The sequence below is a fragment of the Humidesulfovibrio idahonensis genome, from assembly GCF_054657715.1.
This window is the reverse complement of the sequence record NZ_BAAHYE010000002.1, coordinates 1,077,869-1,099,082: the sequence shown is the minus strand read 5'-3', so window position 1 is coordinate 1,099,082 and position 21,214 is coordinate 1,077,869. Positions and strand designations below refer to the sequence as shown.

24 protein-coding genes and 3 tRNA genes are annotated in these 21,214 nt (G+C 62.5%); 13 read left to right on the top strand and 14 right to left on the bottom strand.

The genetic code is table 11. The annotated features are described in order from the left end of the window. Window positions 1-4: 4 nt before the first annotated feature. The 5 genes from ACYQ4W_RS05375 to rimI all read right to left on the bottom strand — a co-directional run bounded on the left by ACYQ4W_RS05375 (window position 5) and on the right by rimI (window position 2,959). Window positions 5-943 carry an NAD-dependent epimerase/dehydratase family protein gene (locus ACYQ4W_RS05375; RefSeq protein WP_459853723.1) on the bottom strand — a complete coding sequence of 313 codons (939 nt, stop codon included), beginning with the start codon at window positions 941-943 and terminating at the stop codon, window positions 5-7. A gap of 251 nt (window positions 944-1,194) precedes the next feature. Then, a tRNA-Leu gene (locus ACYQ4W_RS05370) sits at window positions 1,195-1,281 on the bottom strand. A gap of 11 nt (window positions 1,282-1,292) precedes the next feature. Then, window positions 1,293-1,661, bottom strand: a complete 369-nt coding sequence (gene secG / locus ACYQ4W_RS05365) for a preprotein translocase subunit SecG (protein WP_459853722.1) — start codon at window positions 1,659-1,661, stop codon at window positions 1,293-1,295. A 31-nt stretch (window positions 1,662-1,692) separates the two neighbouring features. Then, a complete protein-coding gene (tpiA, locus tag ACYQ4W_RS05360; RefSeq protein WP_459853721.1) occupies window positions 1,693-2,445 on the bottom strand; it encodes a triose-phosphate isomerase in 753 nt (250 codons plus the stop codon). A gap of 16 nt (window positions 2,446-2,461) precedes the next feature. After that, the gene (gene rimI / locus ACYQ4W_RS05355) at window positions 2,462-2,959 is read right to left on the bottom strand and encodes a ribosomal protein S18-alanine N-acetyltransferase (RefSeq protein ID WP_459853719.1); all 498 of its coding nucleotides are present in this window, start codon (window positions 2,957-2,959) and stop codon (window positions 2,462-2,464) included. 69 nt (window positions 2,960-3,028) lie between these two features. Between rimI and ACYQ4W_RS05350 the strand changes: the two genes are divergently transcribed. Continuing rightward, complete coding sequence (locus ACYQ4W_RS05350) at window positions 3,029-3,583, top strand: NUDIX domain-containing protein (protein ID WP_459853717.1); 555 nt, start codon at window positions 3,029-3,031, stop codon at window positions 3,581-3,583. On the opposite strand, the gene ACYQ4W_RS05345 is transcribed toward ACYQ4W_RS05350, so the two are convergent. From ACYQ4W_RS05345 to ACYQ4W_RS05335, 3 genes are read right to left on the bottom strand one after another with little or no spacing between them, the layout of a single operon-like run. After that, window positions 3,555-4,376, bottom strand: coding sequence for an inositol monophosphatase family protein (locus tag ACYQ4W_RS05345; RefSeq protein WP_459853715.1), 822 nt, complete (start codon window positions 4,374-4,376; stop codon window positions 3,555-3,557). The genes ACYQ4W_RS05350 and ACYQ4W_RS05345 overlap by 29 nt on opposite strands. Next, the gene (locus ACYQ4W_RS05340) at window positions 4,376-5,407 is read right to left on the bottom strand and encodes a rod shape-determining protein (protein ID WP_459853713.1); all 1,032 of its coding nucleotides are present in this window, start codon (window positions 5,405-5,407) and stop codon (window positions 4,376-4,378) included. The genes ACYQ4W_RS05345 and ACYQ4W_RS05340 overlap by 1 nt, the downstream gene beginning before the upstream one ends. Before the next feature lie 7 nt (window positions 5,408-5,414). Further along, window positions 5,415-5,627, bottom strand: a complete 213-nt coding sequence (locus ACYQ4W_RS05335; protein WP_459853711.1) for a DUF6485 family protein — start codon at window positions 5,625-5,627, stop codon at window positions 5,415-5,417. Window positions 5,628-5,803: 176 nt separating this feature from the next. On the opposite strand from ACYQ4W_RS05335, the gene gcvT reads away from it, so the two are divergent. Next, window positions 5,804-6,889 carry a glycine cleavage system aminomethyltransferase GcvT gene (gene gcvT / locus ACYQ4W_RS05330; protein ID WP_459853709.1) on the top strand — a complete coding sequence of 362 codons (1,086 nt, stop codon included), beginning with the start codon at window positions 5,804-5,806 and terminating at the stop codon, window positions 6,887-6,889. A gap of 87 nt (window positions 6,890-6,976) precedes the next feature. Here gcvT and ACYQ4W_RS05325 read toward each other — a convergent pair whose 3' ends face one another. Then, a complete protein-coding gene (locus ACYQ4W_RS05325) occupies window positions 6,977-7,621 on the bottom strand; it encodes a lysophospholipid acyltransferase family protein (protein WP_459853707.1) in 645 nt (214 codons plus the stop codon). A 349-nt stretch (window positions 7,622-7,970) separates the two neighbouring features. Here ACYQ4W_RS05325 and ACYQ4W_RS05320 point away from each other — a divergent pair, with 349 nt between their 5' ends. Then, complete coding sequence (locus tag ACYQ4W_RS05320; RefSeq protein WP_459853704.1) at window positions 7,971-8,741, top strand: pseudouridine synthase; 771 nt, start codon at window positions 7,971-7,973, stop codon at window positions 8,739-8,741. A gap of 3 nt (window positions 8,742-8,744) precedes the next feature. Here ACYQ4W_RS05320 and lolA read toward each other — a convergent pair whose 3' ends face one another. Beyond that, complete coding sequence (gene lolA / locus ACYQ4W_RS05315) at window positions 8,745-9,392, bottom strand: outer membrane lipoprotein periplasmic chaperone LolA (RefSeq protein WP_459853701.1); 648 nt, start codon at window positions 9,390-9,392, stop codon at window positions 8,745-8,747. An 83-nt stretch (window positions 9,393-9,475) separates the two neighbouring features. Here lolA and ACYQ4W_RS05310 point away from each other — a divergent pair, with 83 nt between their 5' ends. The 3 genes from ACYQ4W_RS05310 (at window position 9,476) to ACYQ4W_RS05300 (ending at window position 12,100) form a co-directional block, all read left to right on the top strand. Next, window positions 9,476-9,955, top strand: coding sequence for an L-2-amino-thiazoline-4-carboxylic acid hydrolase (locus tag ACYQ4W_RS05310; protein WP_459853699.1), 480 nt, complete (start codon window positions 9,476-9,478; stop codon window positions 9,953-9,955). Window positions 9,956-10,031: 76 nt separating this feature from the next. After that, on the top strand, window positions 10,032-10,412 hold the full coding sequence (locus tag ACYQ4W_RS05305; RefSeq protein ID WP_459853697.1) for a RidA family protein: 381 nt from the start codon (window positions 10,032-10,034) through the stop codon (window positions 10,410-10,412). Between the two features lie 95 nt (window positions 10,413-10,507). Then, window positions 10,508-12,100: an aldehyde dehydrogenase family protein gene (locus ACYQ4W_RS05300; protein ID WP_459853694.1), complete on the top strand. Its 1,593-nt coding sequence runs from the start codon at window positions 10,508-10,510 to the stop codon at window positions 12,098-12,100. A 103-nt stretch (window positions 12,101-12,203) separates the two neighbouring features. Here the strand turns inward: ACYQ4W_RS05300 and ACYQ4W_RS05295 are convergent, their stop codons facing one another. From ACYQ4W_RS05295 to ACYQ4W_RS05280, 4 genes are all read right to left on the bottom strand, one after another. Continuing rightward, window positions 12,204-13,583: an MBL fold metallo-hydrolase gene (locus ACYQ4W_RS05295; RefSeq protein ID WP_459853692.1), complete on the bottom strand. Its 1,380-nt coding sequence runs from the start codon at window positions 13,581-13,583 to the stop codon at window positions 12,204-12,206. Window positions 13,584-13,821: 238 nt separating this feature from the next. Then, window positions 13,822-14,388 carry a hypothetical protein gene (locus ACYQ4W_RS05290; protein ID WP_459853690.1) on the bottom strand — a complete coding sequence of 189 codons (567 nt, stop codon included), beginning with the start codon at window positions 14,386-14,388 and terminating at the stop codon, window positions 13,822-13,824. Between the two features lie 409 nt (window positions 14,389-14,797). Further along, the gene (locus tag ACYQ4W_RS05285; RefSeq protein WP_459853687.1) at window positions 14,798-15,097 is read right to left on the bottom strand and encodes a hypothetical protein; all 300 of its coding nucleotides are present in this window, start codon (window positions 15,095-15,097) and stop codon (window positions 14,798-14,800) included. Between the two features lie 264 nt (window positions 15,098-15,361). Then, window positions 15,362-15,438: transfer RNA gene (locus ACYQ4W_RS05280), tRNA-Arg, on the bottom strand. A 161-nt stretch (window positions 15,439-15,599) separates the two neighbouring features. Here ACYQ4W_RS05280 and ACYQ4W_RS05275 point away from each other — a divergent pair. The 7 genes from ACYQ4W_RS05275 to ACYQ4W_RS05245 all read left to right on the top strand — a co-directional run bounded on the left by ACYQ4W_RS05275 (window position 15,600) and on the right by ACYQ4W_RS05245 (window position 21,033). After that, window positions 15,600-17,024: a Do family serine endopeptidase gene (locus ACYQ4W_RS05275; protein WP_459853685.1), complete on the top strand. Its 1,425-nt coding sequence runs from the start codon at window positions 15,600-15,602 to the stop codon at window positions 17,022-17,024. 59 nt (window positions 17,025-17,083) lie between these two features. Next, window positions 17,084-17,959: a 4-(cytidine 5'-diphospho)-2-C-methyl-D-erythritol kinase gene (ispE, locus tag ACYQ4W_RS05270; RefSeq protein ID WP_459853683.1), complete on the top strand. Its 876-nt coding sequence runs from the start codon at window positions 17,084-17,086 to the stop codon at window positions 17,957-17,959. Continuing rightward, window positions 17,960-18,034, top strand: a tRNA-Gln gene (locus tag ACYQ4W_RS05265). It begins immediately after the preceding gene. Between the two features lie 22 nt (window positions 18,035-18,056). After that, window positions 18,057-19,001 carry a ribose-phosphate diphosphokinase gene (locus ACYQ4W_RS05260; protein WP_459853681.1) on the top strand — a complete coding sequence of 315 codons (945 nt, stop codon included), beginning with the start codon at window positions 18,057-18,059 and terminating at the stop codon, window positions 18,999-19,001. A 47-nt stretch (window positions 19,002-19,048) separates the two neighbouring features. Further along, window positions 19,049-19,687, top strand: coding sequence for a 50S ribosomal protein L25/general stress protein Ctc (locus ACYQ4W_RS05255; RefSeq protein WP_459853678.1), 639 nt, complete (start codon window positions 19,049-19,051; stop codon window positions 19,685-19,687). Window positions 19,688-19,809: 122 nt separating this feature from the next. Further along, window positions 19,810-20,457 (top strand): aminoacyl-tRNA hydrolase, encoded by a 648-nt coding sequence (pth, locus tag ACYQ4W_RS05250; protein WP_459853675.1) that lies wholly within the window; start codon window positions 19,810-19,812, stop codon window positions 20,455-20,457. 48 nt (window positions 20,458-20,505) lie between these two features. Continuing rightward, window positions 20,506-21,033, top strand: coding sequence for a CarD family transcriptional regulator (locus ACYQ4W_RS05245; protein WP_459853673.1), 528 nt, complete (start codon window positions 20,506-20,508; stop codon window positions 21,031-21,033). The last annotated feature ends 181 nt before the right edge of the window (window positions 21,034-21,214 follow it).

Genomic DNA, 21,214 nt, shown 5'->3' with positions numbered 1-21,214 from the left:
GCGCCTAAACGTTGGCAAACCGGTTGGGCTTCAGGATCTTGTAGCCCTTGAGCAGCTCCACGATGCCGGCATCGAGGGTGTTGTCCGGGGTCCAGCCCAAACCCTCGATCTTGTCATTGCTGACGAGATAGTCGCGCTTGTCCGGGTCTTCGCCAATGGCCGCGGAGTGGATGTAGAAGCCGGGCACGTACTGCTTGATCTTCTCCGCCAGCTGACGCTTGGTCAGGTTGGCGGAAGACAGGCCGACGTTGTACGGCTGGCCCTTCATCTTCTCATAGTTGTCCATGCCGAACATGAAGGCCTTGGCCACGTCGCGCACATGGATGTAATTGCGGCGGAAGTGGTCCTCAAAGAGGATGACGCTCTTGTCCTTGAAGGCGCGGTAGGTGAAGTCGTTCACCAGCAGGTCCATGCGCATGCGCGGGCTCATTCCGAACACCGTGGCCAGGCGGAAGGTGATGGCGCTGCCCTTGTCCAAAAACGCCTTTTCTATCTCCACCTTGGTCACGCCGTACGACGAAAGGGGACGCAGCGGCGACTCCTCGGTGCAGTAGGCGTCCTTTTCGCCAATACCGTAGCCGGAATTGGTGGTGGGGAAAATGACAAGCTGGTCCTTGCTGGTGGCCTTGACCATGTTCAGGTGGGCCTCGCGGTTCACCATCTCGGTCAGGGTGGGGTTGAGCTTGCAGGCGGGCGCGCCGACAATGGCGGCCAGCGGAATGATGATGTCGTGCTTGGCGATGAGGCCATTGATGAGGCTGTGATCGCAGATGTCGCCCTTGATGAAGTCGAAACCCGTGTAGGCGCAGCAATCCAGCAGCACGTGCTGACCGTGCATAAGGTTGTCGAGAACCGTGACCTCATAGCCTTTGGCCAAAAGCAGGGGAACGAGGGTAGAGCCGAGGTAGCCCGCGCCGCCGGTGACGAATACCTTCTGTGCCATGTGCTCTCCGTGCGGTTTTTCACGGCTCAGGCATGCCTGGCCGCGAGTGAGGGGACTGGGGCAAAGAGGCGGCGCAAATGGGAGCAGACCGTTCAGATCCGGCCGTTGCCGCCTTGCCGCGCGTGTGCGCCGTGTCGTTTATACATACCCGTACCGGATTTGGGAACCCGCCGCGGAAACGTTGCAGCAGAGGCGCTCACACGGCAACAAAAAAAGGAGATCAGCCAGGGCCAATCTCCTTTAATCTTTTGTGGTGCCGAAGGGGGGACTCGAACCCCCACAGGATTTCTCCCACTACCACCTCAAAGTAGCGTGTCTACCAATTCCACCACCTCGGCATGAGAATAAACTATTTGGTCTCGCTTGCGGGTTCGGCCGGCTTGGGGAGCGCCTTCTCTTCGAAGGAAACGCCGCCCGGAGCGGGAGCCTGAACCGGAGCAGGAGCGGCCATTCCGGCAGCGCCCTGCGTCATCAAGGCACTATCACCCAAATTGCTAGGCTTTGTCAAGACATTGTATGCTAAAGATGTGACGAGAAAAATTGCGGCCAAAACTGCCGTAACGCGTACCAGGAGCCCACCGGCACCGGTGCTGCCGAACACGGACCCGCTGCCGCCGCCGAAAATCACACCCATGCCCTCCTGACCGGACTGCAGGAGCACGAACAGGACCAGAAAGACACAGGTCAAAATATGAATTGTCAGAACCAGGGTTTGCAACGCTTTCTCCTCGCGTGATGCCTGTGCGTCCTTAAGCCAGGACGATGCGGCTGAAGTCTTCAGCCTTCAAGCTCGCGCCTCCTACCAGCACTCCGTCGACATTGTCAAGTGCAATGATCTCGGCGGCATTGTCCGGTTTGACGCTTCCGCCATAGAGAATGCGCACCTGCCGGCCATTTGCCCCGAAAATTTTCAAAAGCTGCGCACGCACCAGAGCATGCGCCTCCAAGATTTCCTTGGGTCCGGCCACAAGCCCGGTGCCGATGGCCCAAACCGGCTCGTAGGCCACGCTGATGCGCTCGGGATCGGTATCCTTCGGCACATCGGCCAGCCCGGCGGCGATCTGCCGCGTCAGCACTTCTTCGAGTTTGCCGGCCTTGCGCTCCTCAATCATCTCGCCCACGCAAAGAATGATCTTGAGCCCGGCGGCCAGGCCAAAGGCCGTCTTCTTGCCCACCAGGGCGTCGTCCTCGCCAAGAATGTGACGGCGCTCCGAATGTCCGGTCAGGGCGAAGGCGGCGCCGCAATCAAGCAGCATGGCCGGAGAAACCTCTCCGGTGAAGGCCCCGTGATCGGCGGGATAGAAGTTCTGCCCGCCCACGGAAAACCAATCGCGCCCGCAGAGCGCCGCGCCGGTGACGGAAAGGGCCGTGAACGGCGGGATGAGAAGCACTTCGCGCCCATCGGGCAGGTCCGCGCAGCGGCGGACGAGCTCGGCGGTGGTTTCCCCGGCCTCGGCCTGGGTCTTGTGCATTTTCCAGTTGGCGGCAAAAAGCTTGTTCATGTACTCCGCTCCGGTGTCAGGACGTTTTGCGCCCCGGCTCGTGTTGCACCGCGGTGCCGCTTTCCTGGCCGGTCATGTCCAGCCTGTACAAAAGCGCATCCTCGTTGTTGTCGGGGTAATAATTTTTCCGTGTGCCCACTTGGATAAACCCGAATTTCTCGTAAAGGTCAATGGCGCCGACGTTGGACCGGCGGACCTCGAGGAAGCCGACCTCCACCCGCTCCGCGCGGCAAACGCCCAGCACCTCGGCCATGAGCTTCTTGGCCATGCCCTTGCGGCGGTGAAACGGATGCGTTGCGATGTTCAGAATCTCCATTTCTCCGGCGATGACCGAAAAGGCGGCATAGGCCACAAGCACGCCGCGCTCGCGGATGCCGAAAATGCGGAAGGCGTGGCGCTCAAGTCCGAGCAGGAACTGGTCGCGCGTCCAGTGGGTGCGGAAGCACAGGCGCTCCAGCTCCATGACCCCGCTCACGTCCTGCGGTCCCAAAAGCTCGCAATTCAAGGTTTGCATCCGGTCCAGGTCCTGCTATTCGTGTCTTGCGCAGCGCATTTTCGAAAACCCAAAGCCCAAGCGGCAACAATGGCAAAAGCTCCGCCCCAGATCCAACCAGCAGTTCCGCCCCTTCTTGTGGAGGTGCTCGACGATGCGCGCCGCGTGGTGGCCATATTGCCGGCAAACGAGGTCGCCCGGCAGAAGCTGCGCCACCGCGCCATCGCCATACTGCTTTTCGACGACCAGGGGCGGCTCAACCTGCGCCGGCGCGAATCGTCGGTACGGCGCGGGACCAGCCGCTGGGACGTTCCCGTGCGCGGGCCGGTCCTGGCGGGAGAGGCCGTGCTGGACGCCGCCACGCGCGCCCTGAAAGCCGAGCTGGGCATTCATGCGGAACGCCTGCGCCCCCTGCTGGAGCTGCAGGCCCAGCCGGAAAACGGCAACAGGTTCCTGCACGTGTTCAGCCTAGTCCGCACAGAGCCAGCCGCGCCTGGAGCGCAGGACGCCGAGTCCGGCGACTACAATTTCACCACCGAGGAACTGGACTGCCTGCTGCGGGACTTCCGCGACCTGGTGTCGCCGCCGTTTCTGCAATTGGCCGAGGCTTTGAGCCTCAGGGGATTATGGCGGCGGCGGCCTTGAGCATGCCTTGCAGGGGTCCGAAAAGCTGACCGTTGGCGGCGAGAATGTCGGGACCGCCCAAACGGTATGGCGCGCCGGTCATTGTGCCCACACGGCCTCCGGCCTCTTCGATGAGCAGCACCCCGGCTGCTGTGTCCCACGCGTTCAGCGCAAATTCAAAGAACCCGTCATAGCGGCCGCAAGCCACAAAGGCCAGGTCCAGGGCGGCGGCACCGGCCCTGCGCACCCCTTGGGTCGCGGGCATTGCCAGGCTCAGCTGGCGCAAAATCGCGGCCTTGTGGTCTTCTATGCGGTACGGAAACCCGGTGGCGACGAGCGCCGCGTCGAGTGCGTCAATCTCAGACACGTGGATGGCCCCGCCGTTCATATGCGCGCCGCATCCCCGCACGGCGGAAAACAGCTCGCCGAGAAGCGGCAGGTTCACAATGCCGAGCACGGGCCGGCCGTCTTGGCAAAGGGCCACGCTGGTGGCCACAAAGGGCACGCCGTGGACGAAATTCGTGGTGCCGTCCACAGGGTCCACCACCCACTTGAGCCCGGCGAGGCCGAGCTCGGGACTGCCCTCCTCGCCCAGAAAACCGGCCTCGGGCACGAGCTTGCCCAGGCTCTCGCGCAGCATGGCCTCCACCGCGCCGTCCGTCTCGGTGACGAGATCCTTGATGCTTGATTTGTGTCGGATCTTTCTGGGGCGGCTGTTGTGCCGGCAGATGAGCTTGCCGGCGTCCCGCACGGCCGCCTCTGCCTGGGCGAGCAGCTCCGGCGTTTGGAGAGCCTGCAAATCCGTGTTGGTCATCACCGGACCAGCAGCTTGCGGAAGCCGAGATCGGGGCGCAGGGCTGCCGTGGCGCCGCGCAGGCTGGCCATTTGCGGATCGTTGGCCACGGTGATGCGCAGCTTGAGGCGTTCGCCCAGGTAACGGTCGAGCCCGCAAAGCTGCGCGCCGCCGCCATAGAGGAGCAGCCCTGTTTCGCCGATGTCGGCCACCAGCTCGGCCGGGGCGTGCTCCATGACGCTGCGCACCAGGCCTTCAAGCTCGGCCAGGGGGGTGTCGAACGCGCCATCCAGATCGGCATTGCTCAGCTCAAGCGCGCAGGGAGTGCCTGTGGCCGCGTATTTTCCGGTCAGCGTGAGGGTTCTCGGCGTTGCCGGGTTGCTCACGCAGGCCAGGTGCAGCGTGGCCTGCTCGGCCATGTTCTCGCCGATGGATATCTGCTGGTGCTCGGCCAAGTGGTGCGCCACGGCGTCGTGAAAGGCCTGCGCGCCGCATTTGATGGTTTCGGAATGGACGACATCGGACAGGCAGATGACCGAGGCTTCGGCCAGGCCGTTGCCGATGCCGAGCAAGAGCCTTCCCTTGGGCAGGGTGATGTCGAGCCCGGAGCCGATCGCCGCGGCCAGGGGAGCGCTGACCAAGTCCACATGGCCGATGCCGGCGGCCTTGCAGCAGTCGGCCAAGGTGCGTTTTTCCAGCTCTGTCAGCCCCTGTGCGACCACAACGCAGGCCTTGATGCGCGTGCCGTCCGAAGGAAGCACCCGCGCAACGAAATGGCGCAGCAGCTCGCGTGCGGCCTCGAAATCGACCACGGCACCGGCCTCCACTGGGCGGGCCACACGGATGCGGTCCGGAGCCTTTCCGAGATACGTCTTGGCCTCGGTGCCGGTGACGATGACCGTGACGCCGCCTTGTTCCAGGGCGACGACCGTGGGCTCGTTCAGGAGCGTTTCACCCTCGGGGGTTGCAATGCGCGTGTGCCCGGAGCCCATGTCCAGGGCGACGGCATTGCTGCGCAGCATCTTAAGCGGATTGCGCAGTTGAAGCGACATGGAAGACCTACTTGCCGGAGCGGCGTTGAATGAAAAACTCTATGCTGCGATTGAACGTCTTTTCTTCTTCCTCGGTGAAATAGCACGCGGGCAGTTCGCCGCGCATGCGGTGGTAGTGCAAACACTCGCAGCAAAGGGCGTGCTTGTTGCACGAAGCGTGCGTACAAGTGCAGTATTTCGAATTAATGCCGACACGGGGACATTGATCAATCTTTCGCATGCGAACCTCCAGGCGTTTCCGCCTCAGGCGTTTTTCTAAAGAAAATCGCTCCCAGCGTCAACATGGCCGGGAGTGTGAAAATCCATGCCCCGCGCCCCACGCAAGACGATTGAGCTGCCGTCCGGATTGTGGCATAGTGGAAAAGTTCTCACGATATTATGAATAAGGAGCACACTGTGGAAACTCTCAGAGAGACGCCGCTGAGCCAGTGGCACAAGGCCAAGGGCGCCAAAATGGCCGCCTTCGCCGGATTCGACATGCCCATCCAGTACGAGGGCATCATTGCGGAACACAACCACACCCGCGCAAGCGCCGGCATTTTCGATATTTGCCACATGGGCGAGTTCTCTTTGCGCGGCCCGGGCGCCAAGCAGGCGCTCAACGCCGTGGTGACCCAGGACCTGGAGACACTTGCTCCGGGCAAATGCCGCTACGGCTTTCTGCTCAACGAAAAAGCCGGTGTGCAGGACGATCTCATCATCTATTGCCTTGACGTGGACGACTACATGCTGGTGGTCAACGGCGCGTGCGAAAAAAGCGACTTCGATTGGATCAGGGCGCAGCTCGCCAGCGGCCCGGTCTTCACCAATATTTCGGACGCCACAGGCAAAATCGACCTGCAAGGCCCCAAGTCCTATGAAGTTTTGAAGGACATCATGGGACCGGACTTCGTCTCTCCGGGCTATTTCAATTTCATCCGCACCACATGGCAGGGCTCGCCCATCACGGTGAGCCGCACCGGCTACACCGGTGAACTCGGCTACGAGCTGTACCAGGACTCCTCCAAGACTCCGGCCATGTGGGAAGCCCTTGCCGCGCATCCGCTGGTGAAGCCCGTGGGCCTGGGCGCGCGCGACACCCTGCGCCTGGAAATGGGCTATCCCCTGTACGGTCAGGACCTGGACACCGAGCACACGCCGGTCGAGGCCGGCTTCGGCGGGCTCATCACCAAAAAAACGCCCTTCACCGGCCAGGCCGGTCTGGCCACCGTGCGCGAGAAGCTCATCCCCCTGACCCTGGACAGCCGCCGCAGCGCGCGCCATTACGACACCCTGCACCTGCCCGACGGCACCAAGGTCGGCATGGTCACCAGCGGCTCGTTCTGTCCCACCCTGGGTCATAGCGTGGCGCTGGGCTATGTGGCCGCGGAAGCCGCAGAGCAGACGGACTTCCTGGTGCGCACGCAGCGTGGCGATTTCCCGGCCAAGCGTTCCGCCCTGCCCTTCCATCCCGGTGGCACCGCGCGCGTGAAGCTGGCCTAAACGCCCACGCATTGCATAAAACAAAGGGGGAGCCGCTGCTCCCCCTTTTCTTTTGTTCATGTCACGCTTCAGCTATTCCGGATTCAGCTATTCCAGCGGCAAGGCCTCTTGCAGCGCCTTCTCCAAGCGTGCCCCCTCGCTGGCAAGCAGTTCCGGCGTCAACTTATCGTGCAGAAATTCGAGGGGTTGCCCGAAGTAGACCGGACAGCGGGTAAAGGGCATGGGCAACTGGAACTTGTCCCAGGAGCGCTCGAACACATGCATGCTCGCCGGGCGCGAGCGCACGGGAAACAGCAGCGCACCCGTGCGGTGGGCCAGATACACGGCCCCGTCCTTGACCTTGTGCCTTGGGCCGCGCGGGCCATCAACGGTGATGACGCCGATGCGTCCCTGCTCCATGTGCCGCTTGAGGGCGATGAGCGCCTTGAGCCCGCCGCGCGTGCTCGACCCCCGCGCCGTGCCGTAGTCGATGCGCTCCAGCACCTGGGCGATGATCTCGCCGTCGCGGCTCTCGCTGACCACTGTGGCCAGGCGTCCGTTGAGCCGGCACATGCCGTAGCCGGTCAGGGCGAACAGCTCGGAATGCCAAATGGCCAGCAACACGGGCCGACCGGAATCGGCGGCTTCAACAATGGATTTGGGGCCGCCGCCATCATCGAAGCGGATGCTGCGGACCCAGGCCCGGTAAAGAACGGTCAGCGCCGGGCTGATGAGACTTGGACTGATGCGCATGACAGGCCTGCATGTTCCGCGTCGAAGTGACGAACGCGGGACTGAAATTATATTATGTACGATATCGAGCAGTTACGCAATATCCATGGTGCCACAAAAACGCATGGGCAAACCAAGGATTTTTCCGTAACATCCGCTCGTTCTTCCGGCCAAGGTCTTGGCACGCATGCGCCAGCGCCGCGCGGCCGAGCAGTTGTGGTGTACCGATAGGCTGCGGGACTGGCAATGGAAATCCCAGGGCTGCTCCAGTTTTGGACGCTCATTCTTCGATTTTTAGCCAGTTTCAAACAGATCAGCTACTCACGACTTTATTGCGACTTTCTCTAGACTATATAACACACTGGAATATATGACTCAGCAAAATACCACCTCCGTGCGCATCAACAAGTACCTGTCCGAGTGCGGCGTGGCCTCACGGCGCGGCGCGGACGAACTCGTCCTGGCCGGACGCGTCCAACTCAACGGTGTCGTCGTGGCCGAACCCGGTGTGCGCGTCGACCCGGCAACGGACGTGGTGCTTGTGGACGGCAAGCGTGTCAGCCACCCCGCCACCTCGGCCTCTGGAGGCGAGAACCTCACCCTGCTGCTGCACAAGCCGGTGCAGGTGGTCACCACCAAAAGCGATCCCCAGGGGCGTCAGACCGTTTTCGATCTGCTCCCCGAGGAGTACAAGAACGAACGCCTGCTGCACGTTGGCCGCCTGGATTATTTTTCGGAAGGGCTGCTGCTGCTGACGACCGACGGCGAATTGCTGAACCGGCTCATCCACCCGCGCTGGCACCTGCCCAAGGTGTATCATGTGCTGGTGCGCGGGTCCGTCACCATCAACAAGCTCGACATGATGCGCCGCGGCATGACCCTGGCCGAAGGCGAGAAGCTTGCTCCGGTGGAGGCGACGATTCTTCGCCGCGACCAGGACGCGGTGTGGCTGGCCATGACGCTGAATCAGGGCGTGAACCGTCAGATACGGCGCATGTGCAGGGATTTGGGGCTGACTGTGCTGAAGCTGATCCGGGTCAAGCAGGGCGACATCGCCCTGGGGCCGCTCAACCCCGGCCAGTGCAGGCCGCTCACCCCGGAAGAGGTTCGCGGCCTGCGCAAGGCCGTTGGGCTGAAATAGCGCTTACTTCTGCTTGGTGTTGTCCTTCACCTGCACGCCGGAGGGCGGGGTGAACTCGAACAGGCGGGCGTCGGCCTTCTTGTCCAACACGAGGTTGCTCAAAGTCACCTGGTTGCCGTTGCCGAAGAAATCGACGATGAGCACCTTGCCCAGCATGTTCGTCTTGGGGTCGACCCACATGTAGGCCAGGACCATGGTCGGCTCGGGTTCTTTCGGAATAAGGCGCAGCTTTATCAGGCCATTATCCGTGCCCTGCTCTTCGATCTTGAAGTCTTCCTTGAGGTTGGCCTTGCCGGACAGGAAGCGGATCATGGTCTTGGAGTTGAACACCTGGGTAGTGCGGTACTTCATGGCGACCTTGTCCGCCTCGAAGTAGTTCCACACCACGTGTTGCCCCACCACGAGCAGCTCTTTCTCCGGCTTGTGGGTTTCCCAGCGCACAAGCGACTGCTTGAACCAGATTTTCCCGCTGCGCTTCTCCACGCTGCCGCTGGCGGCGTTGGTGAGTTCCTGCTGGAAATCCGTCTGGAACGAGTTTAAGGAATCGTAACGCTTCTGAATGGCGTCGCTTATTTTATTGGCCTGGGCGAAAGCGGGCGCAAGCACCGCGAACATAACCACCAATAACTTGAAAATATTGCGAATACGCATCACTAGCTCCGTGTTAGATGTGCCTTGGGCCCTTGCCCGGCGGCAGATTAGGTGAAGTGTACAGCAAAAGCAACGGAGGCCATATGGCCGCAGATTTGACCAATGTAAAGCTCAATGCCAGGCGCGCCATCGAGGCCGAGCTGGCGAACCGCATTTTCACCGCGTCGCGTTCCATTCTCAGCGAGGCGGGGGCGCTGGCGATTCTCAACGCTGCCATCGACGCGGCCGCGAAGGAAGCGGGCCAGGCCTTCGCCGCGACGGCCCCGAACGGTCCCAGCCTGGCGCATTTCGCCCAGGTGCTCGACCTTTGGCAGGCGGGCGGCGCGCTCAGCATCGCAGACATCCGGCAAGATGAGGACAGCCTCGACTTCACGGTCACTCGTTGCGGGTATATGGAAATGTACCACGAAATGGGCCTGCCCACGGTGCTGCACGCCACGCTGTCCTGCCGGCGCGACGCCGCCTTTGCCGCAGGATATTCGCCCTACCTGCGCTTGGAGCGTCCGCAAACCATCTCCGAGGGCGCGCCGGGCTGCCTTTTCCGCTTCCGCTGGGTGCGCTAGCCCGCCTCTTCCGTTCAGGGATAAAGTCTGGCACTACTCGTGCCCAGGCAGCGCAACCACAAACCTGGAGATACGCATGACCGAGAAAACCCTGATCACTTCCGGCTCCAAGTGGGAGCCCTTGTTGGGCTATTCCCGCGCCGTCGTCGCGGGGAACACCATCTATGTTTCCGGCACCTGCGGTGTCGAGGCCGACGGCTCCGTGGCTCCGGACATGTACCGCCAGGCCAAGCGCGCCCTGGAGATCATCGACGCGGCCCTGGGCCAGGCCGGAGCGGGTTTGAAAGACGTCGTGCGCACGCGCATCTTCACCACCGACGCCTCCAAGTTCGAAGAGATCGCCAAGGCCCATGGCGAGGCCTTCAGCGCGGTCCGGCCGGCCACCACCATCGTCGAGGTGGTCCGTCTCGTGGATGCCTGCTTCCTCATCGAAATCGAGGCTGTGGCCGTTCTCTAAGCCCAGCCGTTGCGCCAAGGCCCGGCACGACCGGTCCCCAAGGGGATGCGCCGGGCCTTGGCGCAAACAAGCCACAGCAACACCAAGGATCCCTGATGCCCGCACAGCCCTTCCGCACAGCCTATCCGCAAGATATTCCCGATGACCTGGCCTTGGCCGGGCCGCTGGTCTGCCGTGAGTATCTGCTGGATGGCGAGCTGCGCACCTGGACCGGGCCCATGCAGGATGTCTTTGCGCCCATTTTTGTCGATGCGGGCAACGGCCCGGTGCGCCAGTTGCTGGGCAGCTGCCCGGTGCACGACGCCGAAACGGGCGAGGCGGCGCTGGAGGCGGCCTGCGCGGCCTATGACCAGGGTCTCGGCCACTGGCCCACCCTGCCGCCGGAAGCGCGCATGGCCTGCGTGGAGGACTTTTGCCGCCGCATGCGCGCGTGCAGGGCCGACATCGTCCGGCTCATGGTCTGGGAGATCTGCAAGTCGCGCAAGGAGTCCGAGCAGGAGTTCGACCGCACCATCGAATACATCGACAACACGCTGACCGCCCTGCGGGCCATGCTCGCCGAGGGCGCGCGCCCGGTCGAGACCTCCGGCCTGTCCGCCAGCCTGGGCCGCTCGCCCCTTGGCGTGGTGCTCTGCATGGGGCCGTATAATTTTCCGCTGAACGAAACCCTGGCCACGCTCATTCCGGCCCTGGCCATGGGCAACACGGCCATCGTGAAGCTGCCGCGCATCGGCCGTCTGCTGTTCTCGCCCCTCATGCAGTGCTTCAAGGAGGCCTTTCCGCGCGGGGTGGTGAACATCCTTTCCGGCGGCATAGAGACTGTGACCCCGGCCATGACCTCCGGCAAGGTGGACGTGCTGGCCTTCATCGGCACCAGCCGCGCGGCCGAGTCGCTGCGGGCCCTGCACCCGCACCCCAACCGCCTGCGCTGCGTGCTGGGCATGGAGGCCAAGAACGCGGCCATCATCCTGGCGGACGCCGACCTCGCCACCGCCGTGCCCGAGGTGCTGCGCGGAGCCTTTGGCTTCAACGGCCAGCGCTGCACGGCCCTCAAGCTCATCTTTGTGGCGCGGAGCATTGCCCAAGCCTTTCTTGAACAGTTCAGCGCCGCCGTGGCCGCGCTCAAGCCTGGGCTGCCCTGGGAGCCGGGCGTGAACCTCACCCCCCTGCCGGAGCCGGGCAAGGTGGCTTTTTTGGAAGGACTGCTGCGCGATGCCCTGGGCAAGGGCGCGCAAATGGTCGGCCCCGGCGGACCGCTTGACGAGACGTTCTTCGCGCCGACGATTCTCTGCCCGGTGACGCCGGACATGCGCATCTTCCGCGAGGAACAGTTCGGCCCCCTGGCCCCGGTGGTTGTGTTCGACGCCGTGGACGACAACACGACAGGCCCCCTGCGCGCCATCGCCCGGTCGGACTACGGCCAGCAGGTGAGCCTGTTCGGCAGCGATCCCATGGAGCTGGCGCGGCTCTCCGCCCGGCTGCAAAACCTGGTGAGCCGCGTGAACATCAACTGCAAGTGCCAGCGCGGACCGGACATCCTGCCCTTCACCGCCCGGCGCGACTCCGCCGTGGGCACGCTCTCCGTGGCCGACGGCCTGCGCGCCTTCTCGCTGCCCACGCTCTCGGTGGTCCGCAATACCCCGGCCAACGCGCCGATCATCCAGGCCCTGCGCCCGGACGCCAAGTAGCGGGCCGCCAGCGGCAAGGCGCTCCGCCCCTGCACGCGCTCCAGCGCGCGGCTGCCGGGCAGACAGGCGAAATCCTCAGCGTCCCTTTGCGGACGCCGCCAAACTACACGACCGTGGGATACCCGGAACGCCGCCAGGCCAGCATGCCGCCGGCCACGGAGGAGACCGCCGCGCAGCCTCCGGCCTGCAGCAAACTGCCAACGATGTTCGACCGGTAGCCGGAACCGCAAATGACCTGCACGGGGCCTTCCAGGCAAACGTCGAGCCCGTTGCGCAGCACTTCCGCAAAGGGCAGGTGCTTGGCCTGGGCAATGTGCCCCAACTCCCACTCCATGGGGGTGCGCACGTCAAGCAGCGTGACCTCGCCCGCGTCGAGCCTGGCCTTCAAGTCATGCACGGAGATCTGCGCCAGGCTCTCAATGGGCTTGCCCGCGCGGATCCAGCTGCCCACGCCGTCGGCCAGACAGCCGATGATGTCGTCGTAGCCGATGCGATGCAGTTCGGTGCACATGGCCTCGTAGCGTTCGCGGCTCTCCACGACCAGCAGCATCTGCGCACCGGGCTTCACCGCCATGCCCACCCAGTTGGCCAGTTGCTTCTCGAAGCCGATGTTCAGACTGCCGGGAATATGCGCGCCGCCAAAGGCCGAGGCGTCGCGGGTGTCGATGACCACCGCCCCCCTGGACATCAACTCCGCGAACTGGCCGGGGGTCAAGGCGCGCTCCACGGGGCAGCGCTCCAAAAGGGGCGCGCCGCGCAGGTTTGTCTGAATGATGTGGCTGAAGCTCTGCGGCCGCACGGGCAACGCGGAAAGAACAGCCGTGCGGAAGGTCTCCAGGCTCTTGTGGCGCAGCATGGGATTGGCCATGCGCTCGTAGCCCAGGGTGGAGCTGTTCTTGGCGCTCATGCCGCGGCCGCACAAAGAGCCCTGCCCATGCGCGGGAAAAACCTCCGAGGAGTCCGGCAGGCTGCCTAGAACATAATTCAAGCTTTTGTAGAGATTCTCAACCTGCTCGCCCAGAATCTCGTTGCCGGGCAAATCCGGCCGCCCGACGTCTCCCACAAAGAGCAGATCGCCCGTCAGAATGAGTTCCGGCTGGTCCGAACGCACAGTGTCCGTCACCAGGATGGACACGGAGTTTGGCGTGTGCCCGGGCGTGTGCAGAATCTCCAGCGCCGCCGCGCCGAAGCGGAAGCGGTCGCCGTTTTTGACGGGCGTGTGTTCGTAGGCGACGCCAGCGCTCTCGTGCAGGCATATCTGCGCCCCTGTGGCGGCCTTGAGCTCCTGGCTGCCGCTCACGTGGTCGGCATGCACGTGCGTCTCGAACACATGGGTGATGCGCATGCCCTCTGAGGAGGCTATTTCAAGGTATTCCGCGATGTCTCGTCGCGGATCGACCACGCACAGAAGTCCTGCCGCGGGGCAGCCGATGAGATAGGAAAAGCAGCCAAGGCCTGGCGTCTGCAACTGTTTGAAATACATAAACGCCTCCTGAACGGAGAGGATGTTGAAGGAAACTCGGCGATCTTGCTGAGAAATTATCCCAACAGAGAAACAAAGCCAAGCCATTTGAGCGGCTTTTTGCGGCCGGCGTGAAATGGAGAGGCACGCTGGTCCAGCCGCCAGGCCCATGTCCGCGCGTTGTGGGCGCTTGGACCGAAAAAAGCCCGGCATGCAGGTGGCGCCGGGCTTTGCTCAAATCAAAAAGTGCTGACGCTGCTCAGCGCCAGCCGTGTGGACCATGCGGGCCGCCCCAGAAAGGGCCGTGCGGGCCGCCCCAACCGTGATGATAAAAGCCGGGGCGGTTCACCCACAGTCCCTCAATCCATAGATATTGAAAGCCATTCCAGTACCAATAGCCAGGACCGTAGCCGGGGCGCACCTCCACGATCACTTCTTGGCGAACCACCTGCGGCGGCGGGGAGACGCTGACAGGCGGCGTGACCACCACAGGGGTCTGCGCCACTTGTCGCTGCTCCTGCGCCCAGTGTCCGGGTTCGAAGTGGAAGGTGGCGCTGCGCTGCTCCCAGCGGGCAGGAACCCAGTAATAGCCGGGCTTGGCGTTGGCCCACACGCCGTCGACCCAAAGAAACTGCTGCCCGCCCCAATACCAGTAGCCGGGAATCCACACAGCTCCTGCCGCGTGTGCAGGCGGGACCACTTCCGGCAGCTGAGGCGGCGGCCCGACATTCAGATCAATGCTGACATTCTGCGCCAATCCGCTTGAGGCCATCACGCCCACAAGGCATAGCGCGGCAACCATGACTTTGATTTTCTTGCGGTTCATCAAGACGACCTCCGTGCCTGCCTGATCACCAATTTCTGGACGCAGGCTTCGGCCATTTGGTCCCACCCCCAAGTCGAACCCCTGGTTCTTAAGGTATTTTGGGCCGCCGGGACGCAGGTGTCAAGCCGCAGGCATGCGGAACGATGCGAGATTGGGCGAGGAGGAGCCGGGCCCGGGAGAGCCCAGAACAGGAGGAGCAGTCAACCTGAATATTCCAAGCGTCAGGAGATGACCTGTTGGGATATCTCACCACGGTCTGCCTGGCCGAGGCTTCCCTTGCGGAGCCACGCAGCCGTTGAGGAAACAAACGCTGAAGCGCCGACGAATCATTCGTCAGAACGGCGCAGCACGTTGGAACAGAAGCGGCAGCCACACAGAGGAACCGCGGAATACTGCTCCCTTATCAGACTTACTTGCACTTGCCTCCGTCGTCGTCCCAACGCTCCACGCAGGAGACTTTCTGCGCAGGAGTCAGCACAATGCGATACACGAGCGAGTTTCTGTTGCAATACACCTGGAGCAGCGTTGCGCCATTCACATTGTCCCACATGCGACCACCTTCGCAGGTCCTGCAAACAAAACCCTTCGCTCGAATCACTTCCGCAATCTTCTCTCTGTGTTCGGGATCGATCTGCTCCGCTGCGGCCAGACCCACAAAATAAGTGAAAAAAAACGACAAGATTGCGCAAATCAAGAACATCCTTCTCATTTAACCGCTCCTGAAATGAAATATTCATCGTGCGCGCTGTGCAAACATCCGCCCCTCGCGGGGTCAACACTTTACACGGCCCTGAACGAAACTGCGCGGACGCTCCAAGCCTCCGTATCTATGCACCGCCAAAACATGCGGCGTCAAACCGCCTGCAACGCCTGCGGACTTGAAAATGAGAAGAAACCCCGGACGCTATATCCGGGGTTTCTTCTGTGATTGCAGCGGCTTCTGGACGCCATTGGACGCTGCAAGACGGTGATTTGGTGCCCCCGACAGGAATCGAACCTGTGGCACCAGGATTAGGAATCCTGTGCTCTATCCGACTGAGCTACGGGGGCGCTTATGCTGGCCGGAGAGGGAGTCCTACACAATTCCGGGCGTCCCTTCAAGTTCAATGTCGAGCCGATGGTCTTTGGGCGCGTCGGCTTTACAAATTTCAAGCCGGGACTATACTTCAGCAAACGCCGTCGGGGTGGCGGCGCCATACGGAGGTATTCGCATGAAACGATTTTGGGCATTGGCCACGCTCCTCACCCTTCTCGTCCTGCCCTCGCTCTCCCTTGCCAAGGCAGGGCTGCCGGACTTCACAGACCTGGCCGAGCGGGCAGGAAAGGCCGTGGTCAACATCAGCACGACCAAGAACGTTGCCGGCGGCAACGCCCAAATGCGCGAGTTCTTCAAGAACGCGCCCAAGAACAGTCCCTTCCGCGATTTTTTCGACCAGTTCGAGCGGTATTTCGGCCAGCAGGAGATGCAGCCCAGAAAGCAGAGTTCGCTGGGCTCCGGCTTCATCATCTCGTCTGACGGCTACATCGTCACCAACAACCATGTGGTGGCCGAGGCCGACGAGATCAAGGTGAAGCTGCAGGGACGCGAGAAGCTTTATGACGCCAAGGTCATTGGCCGCGACCAGGAAACGGACCTGGCGCTGCTCAAGATCGAGGCCGGGGCCGCGCTGCCCATTCTGGAATTCGGCAACTCCGACGCCACGCGCGTGGGCGAATGGGTGCTGGCCATCGGCAACCCCTTCGGTCTCAGCCACTCCGTCACGGCGGGCATCATCAGCGCCAAGGGCAGGCACATCGGCGCCGGGCCCTTTGACAGCTTCCTGCAGACGGACGCGAGCATCAACCCCGGCAACAGCGGCGGGCCGCTTATTAATATGGATGGCCGCGTCGTGGGCATCAACACCGCCATTGTGCCGAACGGCCAGGGCATCGGCTTCGCCACGCCCTCAAGCATGGCCGAAAAGATCATTTCCCAGCTGAAGGACCGCAAGAAGATCACGCGCGGCTGGCTGGGCATCACCATGCAGGACATGGACGAGAACACTGCCCGCGCTCTGGGCCTCAAGGAGCCCAAGGGCGTGCTCGTGGCCCACGTCATCCCCGGCGACCCGGCGGACAAGGGCGGGCTCAAGATCAGCGATGTCATCGTCAAGGCGGCGGGGCAGCCGGTCGACGACGCCAGCACCCTGCTCTCCCGCATCGCCTCCATGCACCCGGGCGAGAAGGTTCAGCTTGGCGTGTGGCGGCAAAACCGTCTGGTCGACCTGACCATCACCCTTGGCGAACGCAAGCCAAACTTCGTGGCCGAAAAGCAGAACGGCCGGAACAAGAACGGAGCGGCGGCGACGGTGCTCGGCCTTGGCGTGCGCGCGGTGGAGGGCGGCGAGGAAGCCCAGGCCCTGGGCCTGCAAAAGCCGCACGGCCTGCTGATCCTTGAGGTCACACCGGGCAGCGCGGCCAGCCAGATCGACATCCAGCCCGGCGATGTCATCGAGGAAGCCAACCAGCAAGCCGTGAACACCCCGGACCAGTTCAAGACCGTGGTGGCCGAATCCAAGCAGAAGGGCCTCGTGATGCTGCTCATCAAGCGGCAGGGGCACAACTTCTTCCGCGCCGTGACGCTGGACAAGAAGTAGCATTCCGTGCAGAGGTGGGGGGGCAACGGCTCCCCCACCCTGTAACCTCCCCGCAAAACATGCCCGACACGCTCTCGGCTCCGGCCAAAATCAACCTCGCACTGCGCATTCTGGGCAAACGCGCGGACGGCTACCATGATCTGGAAAGCCTGTTCATTCCCGTGCCGGGCTTGGCCGACAGCCTCGAAATTTCCGCAGCGGCGCCGGGCAGCGGCTGTATGGTTACGCCGCAGCTGGCGGACTGCCCGCCTGAGAAAAATCTAATTTTTCGCGCCTGGCAAGCCTATGGGCTGCAAACGGGCTTCACGCCCGACATCACCGTCCGGCTGACCAAGCGCATTCCCACCGGCGCGGGTTTAGGCGGCGGCAGCTCGGACGCGGCGGCCATGCTGCGCTGGCTGCAGGCCAATGCAGGCACTGCGGCCATGGCGCAAGATGCTCTGACGGCCCTGGCCGCGGGCATCGGCGCGGACGTGCCGTTTTTTCTGCAGTGCGGCCCGGCCATCGCCGAGGGCATAGGCGACCGCTTGACCCCGGTTGCGCTTGATCTCTCGGCATTCATCCTGGTGCTGGCCCTGCCCAAGGTGCATATTTCCACGCCTTGGGCCTATGCGGCCTGGGACACGCACACGGCGCAGAAAAACAGCGCGCAACCCGCTTCGGATTGCTTGACAACCCAAGATTCGACGAATAAGAGACGTGTTTCCCTTTCGCCTGTATTGGTTCGCAACGACTTTGAGATTGTTGTCTTTCCGAACCATGCGAACTTGCGCATCCTCAAAGAGCAATTGCTCGGCCTCGGGGCGGTGTGCGCGGTGATGAGCGGAAGCGGCGCGGGGATAGCATCCCTGTTCCGGAGCAGCGGCTTGGCGGGCGATGCCGCAAAAGCGCTGCGAATGAATGGTGTGCCCGTCCATGTGGAGACCCTGAGATAATGGGGTGTAGCCAAGCGGTAAGGCGGCGGGTTTTGGTCCCGTTATTCGAGGGTTCGAATCCTTCCACCCCAGCCATGCACGCGAAGGAAGTATAACGATGGCTTGCACAGATGATCTGAAGATCTTGAGCGGCTCCGCCAACGTCGACCTGGCCGAGTCCATCTGTTCGCACATTGGCTGCAAACTGACGCACGTCCTTCGTGAGCAGTTCAGCGATGGCGAGATCCGCATCGAGATCGACGAGAATGTGCGCGGCGACGACGTCTTTGTCGTGCAGCCCACCAGCTCGCCGGTGAATTTCCATCTCATGGAGCTCTGCCTGATGATTGACGCGCTGAAGCGCGCCAGCGCCCGGCGCATCACCGCCGTGGTGCCCTATTACGGCTACGCCCGGCAGGACCGCAAGGTCGCGCCCCGCGTGCCCATCAGCGCCAAGCTCGTGGCCGATTTCCTGACCGTTGCGGGCATGCACCGCCTCATGACCATCGACCTGCACGCCGGACAGATCCAAGGCTTCTTCAACGGCCCCGTGGACAACCTGTTCGCCGCTCCGGTGTTCATGGACTACATGCGCGACCTGGGCGACGACATCGTGGTCGTCTCGCCCGACGCAGGCGGCGTTGAGCGCGCCCGCGCCTACGCCAAGCGCCTGGACGCCGGTCTGGCCATCGTCGACAAGCGCCGCGACGCGCCCAACCAGGCCAGGGCCATGCACCTCATCGGCAATGTGCGCGGCAAAACCGCCATCGTCCTCGACGACATGGTCGACACGGCGGGAACCATGTGCGCGGCCGGCCAGGTGCTGGCCGACAACGGCGCCAAGCAGATTCTTGCCTGCGCCACCCACCCGGTGCTTTCCGGTCCGGCCATCGAGCGCCTGGACAAATCGGTATTTTCGCAGATATTGGTAACGGACACCATCCCCCTGGACGCCCGCAAGCGGATGTGCCAGAAGATCAAGGTCCTGTCCGTGGCCGAACTTTTGTCCAGGGCTATCATGAACGTCCACGGAGAAACCTCCGTCAGCGTTCTTTTCGTTTAAACGTATTTCGGGCAGTCCCTAAGCCCGTTTAGAAAGGAGACTACGACATGGCTGAACTGATGACCCTCGCTGTGAGCCCCCGCGCCGAAAAAGGCAAGTGCCCCTGCCGCCGCATCCGCACCAAGACCCTGGTGCCCGGCATTTATTACAACAAGCAGGGCCAGAACATCGCCGTGCAGGTCGAAATGCTTCCGCTGACCAAGCTGTACAGCAAGCTCGGCAGCTCCCGCGTGTTCCACCTGGAAGTCGAGCAGGACGGCAAAAAGCAGTCCCTGCCTTCGCTCATCAAGAGCGTGCAGTACGACCCCATCAAGTCCCGCCCCATCCACGTGGACTTCTACGGAGTCGACCTCGACCGCGACATCAAGGTCGAAGTGCGCCTCGTCATGACCGGCAAGGCCAAGGGCATCGTCCTGGGCGGCCTGCTGGAAGTCTTCCGCGAAACCATCGAGGTCGTCTGCAAGCCCCTCGACGTTCCCGAGAAGATCATCGTCGACGTGACCGACCTGGACGTGAACGTGAACCTGCACGTTTCCGACGTGAAGATGCCCACCGGCGTGCGGGCCCTTTACGACGACAACTTCGCCGTTGTCGGCGTTGTCGCCCAGGAAGCGGAAGAAGTTAAGGCCGACGACGCCGCCGCTCCTGCCAAGGCCGCTCCGGCCAAGGCTGCCCCGGCGAAATAGTCAGATTCGTCTTTGTTTGAAATCCGGCCCGGTGCCGGTTCCATCGGCGGGGGGGCCCAGGCTCCCCCGCCGCTTCAGCATTTTCCCTCCTTCTACCCGGCGGCTTAGCGCCCTTCCACACCATGGACAGCACTCCCCTCATCATCGCACTGGGAAACCCAGGCCCGCAGTACGAACGCACCCGCCACAACTTCGGGTTTCTTTTGGCCGATGCGCTGATCGCCCAGGCGAGGGAGCGCAAAAGCGCAGCCTTCAAGACCCTGCAAACGGACGGGGATTTCGAGCTCTATTCGCTGACCATCGGCGGCGTGAGCTGCCTGCTGACCAAACCGCTGACCTACATGAACCTTTCCGGAAAGGCCGCCGCCCGCATCATCGGCCGCCACGGCCTGCAAGCCGCGGACATGCTGGTGCTGCACGACGAACTCGACCTGCCTCTGGGCCGCATGAAGCTCAAACGCGGCGGCGGCAGCAACGGGCACAAGGGCATCGAATCCATCGCCGAGCTCACGGGCACTGCGGATTTTTTGCGCCTGCGCCTGGGCATCGGCCGCCCGCAATTTTCGTCCGACGTGGTGAAGTATGTGCTTGAGCCGTTCAGCGATGAAGAATTCAAGGACGTTGAGATGATTTGCCAGGCAGCTCTCAAAGGGCTCATGCTCTTTATGCGCCGGGGGCTGACAGAAGCCGTGCAGATGCTCAACGCTTTTCGCCTTCCTGAGTCCGCCAAGCCCACCCAGGGCATGGACACTCCAGGCGCATTGGAGTAGTGTGAACATTCACCGGAAGAGTATCCCCCCCTTCTGGAAGGAGACTTTGTGTTTCAAATCAATGAGCTGGTCGTCTATCCCGCACAGGGAGTCGGCCGCATCGAACGCATCGACACCCAGGATATCGGCGGAGTTCGGGCGGACTATTATATAGTTCGGATCCTGAGCAATTCCGTCACCCTCATGGTGCCGGTGAAAAATGCCCGCAACGTCGGGCTGCGCCATGTATGCAGCCTTCGCCGCGGCCAGGAAGTGTTCGAGTCCCTGCGGGACCGTTCCGACTTCACGGGCTACACGGGACAGAATTGGAACCGCCGCTATCGTGAATATTCGGAAAAGCTCAAAAGCGTTGACCTGTCCGATGTCGCTTACGTGCTCAAGGAACTCTTTCTCATCGGCATGGACAAGGAGCTTTCCTTTGGCGAGCGCCGCCTTCTCGAGCAGGCGATGACCTTGGTCTCCATGGAACTGGCCTTCGCGCTGGGGCGCGAGCAGAATGACGTCAAGGCGGACATCAATGAAATGTTTGCGGATGTCATAATGAAACAGCAGGAAAAGTTGCAAAAAGCCAAGTAGCCCTCTTGTCAACGCCATGCCTTTGGGGTAGGCGCTAGTTTCAGCGCATTCGCGCGGCATATTTCCCTTCCGCAACATGCAGAATACCATTCGGACACGCACCGCATCTGGTACTCAAAGAAATATGCCACGCCTGTGACCGCATTCATGCGGAATCTGGATGCTTATCTCCAGCGGCGCT

What these genes read in the sequence shown, in the direction of transcription:
- ACYQ4W_RS05375 (WP_459853723.1), bottom strand. Translation starts at nt 943, where the DNA reads ATGGCACAGAAGGTATTCGTCACCGGCGGCGCGGGCTACCTCGGCTCT.
- tpiA (WP_459853721.1), bottom strand. Translation starts at nt 2,445, where the DNA reads ATGAACAAGCTTTTTGCCGCCAACTGGAAAATGCACAAGACCCAGGCC.
- rimI (WP_459853719.1), bottom strand. Translation starts at nt 2,959, where the DNA reads ATGCAAACCTTGAATTGCGAGCTTTTGGGACCGCAGGACGTGAGCGGG.
- ACYQ4W_RS05350 (WP_459853717.1), top strand. Translation starts at nt 3,029, where the DNA reads ATGGCAAAAGCTCCGCCCCAGATCCAACCAGCAGTTCCGCCCCTTCTT.
- ACYQ4W_RS05345 (WP_459853715.1), bottom strand. Translation starts at nt 4,376, where the DNA reads ATGACCAACACGGATTTGCAGGCTCTCCAAACGCCGGAGCTGCTCGCC.
- ACYQ4W_RS05340 (WP_459853713.1), bottom strand. Translation starts at nt 5,407, where the DNA reads ATGTCGCTTCAACTGCGCAATCCGCTTAAGATGCTGCGCAGCAATGCC.
- ACYQ4W_RS05335 (WP_459853711.1), bottom strand. Translation starts at nt 5,627, where the DNA reads ATGCGAAAGATTGATCAATGTCCCCGTGTCGGCATTAATTCGAAATAC.
- ACYQ4W_RS05325 (WP_459853707.1), bottom strand. Translation starts at nt 7,621, where the DNA reads ATGCGCATCAGTCCAAGTCTCATCAGCCCGGCGCTGACCGTTCTTTAC.
- ACYQ4W_RS05320 (WP_459853704.1), top strand. Translation starts at nt 7,971, where the DNA reads ATGACTCAGCAAAATACCACCTCCGTGCGCATCAACAAGTACCTGTCC.
- lolA (WP_459853701.1), bottom strand. Translation starts at nt 9,392, where the DNA reads ATGCGTATTCGCAATATTTTCAAGTTATTGGTGGTTATGTTCGCGGTG.
- ACYQ4W_RS05310 (WP_459853699.1), top strand. Translation starts at nt 9,476, where the DNA reads ATGGCCGCAGATTTGACCAATGTAAAGCTCAATGCCAGGCGCGCCATC.
- ACYQ4W_RS05305 (WP_459853697.1), top strand. Translation starts at nt 10,032, where the DNA reads ATGACCGAGAAAACCCTGATCACTTCCGGCTCCAAGTGGGAGCCCTTG.
- ACYQ4W_RS05300 (WP_459853694.1), top strand. Translation starts at nt 10,508, where the DNA reads ATGCCCGCACAGCCCTTCCGCACAGCCTATCCGCAAGATATTCCCGAT.
- ACYQ4W_RS05295 (WP_459853692.1), bottom strand. Translation starts at nt 13,583, where the DNA reads ATGTATTTCAAACAGTTGCAGACGCCAGGCCTTGGCTGCTTTTCCTAT.
- ACYQ4W_RS05290 (WP_459853690.1), bottom strand. Translation starts at nt 14,388, where the DNA reads ATGAACCGCAAGAAAATCAAAGTCATGGTTGCCGCGCTATGCCTTGTG.
- ACYQ4W_RS05285 (WP_459853687.1), bottom strand. Translation starts at nt 15,097, where the DNA reads ATGAGAAGGATGTTCTTGATTTGCGCAATCTTGTCGTTTTTTTTCACT.
- ACYQ4W_RS05275 (WP_459853685.1), top strand. Translation starts at nt 15,600, where the DNA reads ATGAAACGATTTTGGGCATTGGCCACGCTCCTCACCCTTCTCGTCCTG.
- ispE (WP_459853683.1), top strand. Translation starts at nt 17,084, where the DNA reads ATGCCCGACACGCTCTCGGCTCCGGCCAAAATCAACCTCGCACTGCGC.
- ACYQ4W_RS05260 (WP_459853681.1), top strand. Translation starts at nt 18,057, where the DNA reads ATGGCTTGCACAGATGATCTGAAGATCTTGAGCGGCTCCGCCAACGTC.
- ACYQ4W_RS05255 (WP_459853678.1), top strand. Translation starts at nt 19,049, where the DNA reads ATGGCTGAACTGATGACCCTCGCTGTGAGCCCCCGCGCCGAAAAAGGC.
- pth (WP_459853675.1), top strand. Translation starts at nt 19,810, where the DNA reads ATGGACAGCACTCCCCTCATCATCGCACTGGGAAACCCAGGCCCGCAG.